The organism is Vibrio sp. 2033 (genome assembly GCF_033339735.1).
The window spans coordinates 1-525 of sequence record NZ_JAWOVC010000795.1 but is presented as its reverse complement, the minus strand read 5'-3'; the positions used below and the strand labels follow the sequence as shown (position 1 = coordinate 525).

1 pseudogene is annotated in these 525 nt (G+C 44.6%); it reads left to right on the top strand.

What is annotated here, in order from left to right:
• A pseudogene (locus tag R7P74_RS29130) lies at nucleotides 1-319 on the top strand (Hsp70 family protein); the annotation flags it as partial.
• Nucleotides 320-525: the final 206 nt, after the last annotated feature.

Here is a 525-nt window from a genome sequence, read left to right as displayed (position 1 = left end):
CACACCGCTTTATGGCAGCCAGCACAACGTCATTCCTCGTGAACAAGCTGAGCAATGGTTACCTAAGCTTTTGGAACAAAATTGGCTGAAAGAACCAATGATCGCTTTCGCAGCCGTAATGATTTGTCGTAAGACGGGTGACCGATTATTCGATATTTCTGACGACTACCGGGAACAAGTTCTAACAAAACTCAAACAGAGCAAAGTACCTGAGTCGTGGGTATCGCTGGTTGAAGAAGTGAAAGAGCTTTCAGAAAGCGAGTCAAAACGTGTCTTCGTTGATGCTTTACCAAGCGGTTTAACGCTGGTTCATCATTAAATCCACTTTACAAAAGAAGACGAGTTAAACGTACAAAGCCCTTCCGACGAAGGGCTTTGTTTATCGCATTCTTTTGGTTTTGACCGCGCACAACGCGCTAATTCATTTCTGTCGTAATCACCACATCGCGCGTTTCGTTATCCATATCACTAATACCGACCACCGACACTTCTCTGTCCGATAGAGTCTCAATTAGGCTGTCTTCT